This is a genomic window from Mycobacterium sp. (assembly GCF_049281135.1).
Classification (GTDB): Bacteria; Actinomycetota; Actinomycetes; order Mycobacteriales; family Mycobacteriaceae; genus Mycobacterium.
Map to the genome: position 1 here is coordinate 1 of NZ_JBAPRN010000086.1, position 5,213 is coordinate 5,213.

At 66.6% G+C, this 5,213-nt stretch carries 5 protein-coding genes and 1 pseudogene; 3 read left to right on the forward strand and 3 right to left on the reverse strand.

Annotated elements, in window-relative coordinates:
• Positions 1 to 704 (forward strand): hypothetical protein (locus tag WAN02_RS03485; RefSeq protein ID WP_422262793.1); only part of this gene is annotated, 704 nt, incomplete at its 5' end.
• 16 nt (positions 705 to 720) lie between these two features.
• Here WAN02_RS03485 and regX read toward each other — a convergent pair.
• The 3 genes from regX to WAN02_RS03500 all read right to left on the reverse strand — a co-directional run bounded on the left by regX (position 721) and on the right by WAN02_RS03500 (position 3,607).
• The gene (gene regX / locus WAN02_RS03490) at positions 721 to 1,404 is read right to left on the reverse strand and encodes a two-component sensory transduction protein RegX (protein WP_331514796.1); all 684 of its coding nucleotides are present in this window, start codon (positions 1,402 to 1,404) and stop codon (positions 721 to 723) included.
• A gap of 84 nt (positions 1,405 to 1,488) precedes the next feature.
• Positions 1,489 to 2,727, reverse strand: coding sequence for a sensor histidine kinase (locus WAN02_RS03495; protein ID WP_422262794.1), 1,239 nt, complete (start codon positions 2,725 to 2,727; stop codon positions 1,489 to 1,491).
• Positions 2,728 to 2,857: 130 nt separating this feature from the next.
• Positions 2,858 to 3,607, reverse strand: coding sequence for a phosphoglyceromutase (locus tag WAN02_RS03500; protein ID WP_422262795.1), 750 nt, complete (start codon positions 3,605 to 3,607; stop codon positions 2,858 to 2,860).
• A gap of 142 nt (positions 3,608 to 3,749) precedes the next feature.
• Between WAN02_RS03500 and WAN02_RS03505 the strand changes: the two genes are divergently transcribed.
• Positions 3,750 to 5,003, forward strand: coding sequence for an FAD-dependent oxidoreductase (locus WAN02_RS03505; protein ID WP_422262796.1), 1,254 nt, complete (start codon positions 3,750 to 3,752; stop codon positions 5,001 to 5,003).
• Positions 5,004 to 5,052: 49 nt separating this feature from the next.
• Positions 5,053 to 5,213 (forward strand): annotated as a pseudogene (locus WAN02_RS03510) (TetR/AcrR family transcriptional regulator); the annotation flags it as partial.

Sequence of the window (5,213 nt, forward strand, 5' to 3'; positions counted from 1 at the left end):
ATCCTGAGCACCTGATCGCCGCCGATCTGACCTGGCTGCTGTCCCGCTGGACGTGCGTGTTCGGTACGCCGGCGTGTCAGGGCACCGTCGAAGACCGTCCCGACGACGGCTGCTGCTCGCACGGCGCGTTCCTCTCCGACGACGACGACCGGGCCCGTCTGGACGACGCTGTGGCCCAGCTCACCGACGACGATTGGCAGTTCCGCGAAAAAGGCTTGGGCCGCAAGGGTTATCTCGAACTCGACGAGCACGAGGGCGAAGAGCAATTCCGCACCCGCAAATACAAGGGCGCGTGCATCTTCTTGAACCGGCCCGACTTCCCCAATGGACAGGGCTGCGCACTGCACACCAAGGCGATCAAACTCGGCGTGCAACCGCTGACGATGAAACCCGATGTCTGCTGGCAGTTGCCGATCCGCCGCAGCCAGGAATGGGTGACGCGGCCGGACGGCACCGAGATCCTCAAGACCACCGTCACCGAATACGACCGCCGCGGCTGGGGCGCCGGCGGCGCCGACCTGCACTGGTACTGCACCGGTGACCCGGCCGCCCACGTCGGCGCCGAGCAGGTGTGGGTGAGCATGGGTCCCGAACTCACCGAGTTGCTCGGCGAGAAGGCCTACGCCGAACTCGCCGCAATGTGCAAGCGGCGCAGCGGTTTAGGCCTCATCGCGGTGCACCCGGCAACCCGGGCCGCCGAATAGCGGCCCGCCCGCCGTCTCAGCCCTCCAGCTTGTAGCCCAGGCCGCGCACCGTCACCAGATGAATCGGGTTGGCCGGGTCGGACTCGATCTTGGACCGGAGCCGCTTGACGTGCACGTCGAGTGTCTTGGTGTCGCCGACGTAGTCGGCACCCCACACCCGGTCGATCAACTGGCCACGAGTCAACACCCGGCCGCTGTTGCGCATCAGGTATTCGAGTAGGTCGAATTCCTTGAGCGGCAACGTGATTGCCTCGCCATTGACCGATACGACGTGACGCTCGACGTCCATGCGCACCGGACCGGATTCCAGCACGCCGTCGGTGACCTCGGAGTCGTCGTCACCGCCACGGCGCAGCACCGCGCGGATCCGGGCGATCAGCTCGCGCGCCGAATACGGCTTGGTGACATAGTCGTCGGCGCCCAGTTCGAGCCCGACCACCTTGTCGATTTCGCTGTCACGCGCCGTCACCATGATCACCGGCACGCTGGAACGTGACCGCAGTTGTTTGCACACATCAGTGCCCGACATACCCGGCAACATCAGGTCAAGCAGCACGATGTCGGCGCCGGCGCGGTCGAACTCGGCCAGCGCCGACTGCCCGTCGGTCACGACGGTGGCCTCGAAGCCCTCCTTGCGGAGCAGAAACGCCAGCGGATCCGCCAACGATTCTTCGTCCTCCACGATCAGAACACTCGTCACGAGCGCAACTCCTCCATCGTCAGCACAGTGTTCATTGGCGCGACTCCTCCTCATCGCTTCGCTCTGCATCGTCGTACGCGCGGCTCATCGGTGTAGTTCTTCCTCTCGTTGGGGCTCCCGTTGGGGCTTCATGGGGCGCAATTCGCGCTCTGGTGCTAGTTCAGGTGGCTCGTAGACGCCCTCGTAGGCCGGAATCGACAGGGTGAACGTGGACCCGGTGCCCAGTTGACTCCACAGCCCGATGCTGCCGTTGTGGTTCGCCGCGACGTGCTTGACGATGGCCAATCCGAGGCCGGTGCCGCCGGTGGCTCGCGAGCGGGCCTTGTCGGCGCGGAAGAACCGCTCGAAGACCCGCTCTTGGTCTTTGCGATCGATCCCGATACCCCGGTCGGTGACCGAGATCTCGATATTGTCGCCGCGGCGACGCCGGCTGATCGACACCAGCGAACCGGGCGGCGAGTAAGCGATCGCGTTGGACACCAGGTTGGCCAGCGCGGTGACCAGCAGGGCCTGTTCGCCGTGCATCCGCAGGCCACTGGCATCGTCAGTGCGCACGACGATGTCGGCGTTCTCGGCAGGCACCTTGTGGCGCGAAATCGCCTCGGAGACAACGGAGTCAACATCGACGGCGCCCATGTCCGGCAGGCGCTCGGCACCCTGCAGCCTGGACAGCTCGATCAGCTCGCTGACCATGTTGCCCAGCCGGGTGGCTTCGACGAGCACCTTCTCACCGAACCGGCGGACCGTCTCCGGGTCGTCCGCCGACGACAGCAACGCCTCGGCGAGCACCGACATCGCTCCGACGGGCGTCTTGAGCTCGTGGCTGACGTTGGCCACGAAGTCGCGCCGAGTGGCCTCCATGCGTGCGTATTCGGAGTGGTCGTAGACGAAGACCACGGCGAACCGCCGATCTTGCTCGCTGAGCAGTCGCGCCTGTCCGTGCACCGACACACCCGAGCGTCCGGGCACCTGGCGCTTGCCGGGCAACAGGTCGAACTCGACGTCGGCGCCGTCGGCCAGCGTCTTGCGGGCCGCCTTCCACGCCTCGTCGTCGAGCTGCCGCTCGCGGACCAGGCCGAGCTCCTTGGCCCGGCCGTTGTGGTAGACCACGTCGCGGTGCCGGTCGACGACAGCGGCTCCCAGGGGCATCAGCGCGACGATGCGTTCCAGCATCTGCGCGACGGTGATTCCGGCCGCTTCGACCGTAACCCGCTGCCGTCGCTGGATCGCCCGCGGCGCCAAACGGGCGCCGACGGTGAATCCGACGGCCAGGGCCGTAACGAACAAAACCCCGGCCAGTGACAGGGCCGAGTACACGGTCACGTGAAAAGCTTACAAATACGGTGAACGCCAACCCAGCAGCACAAGGCCAAAATTGGTCATGTCACACGCCATGAGACAGGTGTTCGGGGGCCGTTCACCCCGCGTTTGCCCCGTTGCGCTGATCAGGCACTTATTTCGCGCCTTGGCTGGCCACCGCGGCCGCGCCGGCGGCCGCCGCATCCGGGTCGAGGTAGCTCCCGCCGGCCACTAGCGGGCGCATGTCGGCGTCCAGGTCGTAGCGCAGCGGAATGCCGGTCGGAATGTTGAGGCCGGTGATGTCGTCGTCGGACATGCCGTCGAGGTATTTCACCAGCGCGCGCAGCGAGTTGCCGTGCGCGACGATCAGTACCGTCTTGCCAACCCGCAGGTCAGGCACGATGACGTCGGTGAAATAGGGCAGGAAGCGAGCCACCACGTCGGACAGGCATTCGGTCAGCGGGCCGCCGCCGATATCGACGTAGCGGGGGTCGGCGTCCTGGCTGTACTGGCTGCCCTTCTCGATGGGCGGCGGCGGGGTGTCGTAGCTGCGCCGCCAGGTCATGAACTGCTCGTCGCCGTAGCGGTCCCTGATCTCGGCCTTGTCCAGGCCCTGCAGCGCGCCGTAGTGCCGTTCGTTGAGCCGCCAGGTGCGGTGCACCGGGATCCACAGCCGATCGGCGGCGTCGAGTGCGAGGTGCGCGGTGGTGATCGCGCGGCGCAGCAGCGACGTGTAGAGAACGTCGGGCAACAGCTTGTGTTCGGTCAGCAACTCGCCGCCGCGCACCGCCTCGCCGCGGCCCTTGTCGGTCAGGTTGACGTCCACCCAGCCGGTGAACTGGTTACTGGCGTTCCATTCGCTTTCGCCGTGGCGGAGCAGCACCAACGTGCCCGTGTCACCCATGACCGCCAGTCTCTCACCCCGCGTGAGGTGGCCACCCAGGACATCGGCGCACGGTGAGACGCGTCACAAGGGTTTCGTCCGTACTGACACCCATATACAGTTATGCCGTAATCGAGTATCACAATGTGGTGAGGAGGATGCGATGAGCGAGAACACGACATGCGTGATCGTCGGCGGTGGTCCGGCCGGGATGATCGCAGGGCTACTGCTGGCGCGCGGTGGGGTGGACGTCACCGTGCTGGAAAAGCACGCGGACTTCCTCCGAGACTTCCGCGGCGACACCGTGCATCCGTCGACGCTGCGACTGCTCGATGAGATCGGCCTGTTCGAGCAGTTCGACGCGCTGCCGCACACCAAGCTCACCGGCTGGGGGCTGGATCTGCCCAACGGAGGAAAAGCGCCGATCATCGATTTCACCCGGTTGCGGCTGCCGCACCGCTACATCGCGATGGTGCCGCAATGGGATCTGCTCGACCTGCTCGCCGAAGCCGGCGAGAAAGAGCCGACATTCACCCTGCGGATGAGCCATGACGTCACCGGGCTGCTCTACGAGCACGGTCGCGTGGTCGGCGTCCGCTATGCCAGCCCCGACGGGCCCGGCGAACTGCGCGCCGACCTCACGATCGCCTGCGACGGGCGTTGGTCGCTGTGCCGCCGCGAGGGAGGACTCGTCCCGCGCGAGTACCCGGTCAGCGCCGACGTCTGGTGGTTCCGGCTGCCGAAGGCCGACGGCATCGGAGACACCTTGCTGCCCCGATTCAAGGACGGCCAGTTCCTCGGGGTCATCCCTCGTCAGGACTATCTGCAGATCGGCTACTTCCTGCGCAAAGGAGCCGACGCCCAACTGCGGGCCCGCGGCATCGAGGCGTTGCGACACGACATCGTCAACGCCATCCCCGAGCTGGCCGAAGCGGTCAACAGCCTTGAGATGGACGACGTCAAGCTGCTCGACATTCGGCTCAACCGGCTGCGCCGCTGGTACACCGACGGGCTGCTGTGCATCGGCGATGCTGCACACGCCATGTCGCCGGCCGGCGGCGTCGGCATCAACATGGCCGTCCAGGACGCCGTGGCTGCGGCCAGGCTCCTCGCGGCACCGCTTCGCGAACACCGCGTCACCGCTGACGATCTGGCCGCCGTGCAGCGCCGCCGCGAGTTCCCCACGGCGGTTACCCAGACATTTCAGCGCTTCATGCACGCGCTGATGTTGCGCGCGATGGAGTCCGGCAAGACGCCGTCCCCCGACAAGTCGCTGTACATCCTGGCCCGCTTTCCGCGGCTGTCCGCGATTCCCGCCTACCTGATGGGCGTCGGCGTCCGGCCGGAACACGCTCCGACATTCGCCCGGCGGGCACAGCAACCGGTCTCGGCGCTGCCTTCTGGCGAAAAGGATTGATGCTCATGGTATTTCCGTCTCGGTTCGCTCCGCTGACCGGGTAGCGTCCATGCCTGTGTCAACGGTCAACGAGGTGCCCACCGATGTGGTCGAGGCCGCGCTGCGTGCCGCCGAGCACCTCGGGCGCGACGTGGCCGACGTTCCGCTGATCGCCATCGCGCGCGAGGCCGGCATGTCGCGCAGCACGCTGGTGCGACGGCTGAACGGCTC

What these genes read in the sequence shown, in the direction of transcription:
- WAN02_RS03500 (WP_422262795.1), bottom strand. Translation starts at nt 3,607, where the DNA reads ATGGGTGACACGGGCACGTTGGTGCTGCTCCGCCACGGCGAAAGCGAA.
- WAN02_RS03505 (WP_422262796.1), top strand. Translation starts at nt 3,750, where the DNA reads ATGAGCGAGAACACGACATGCGTGATCGTCGGCGGTGGTCCGGCCGGG.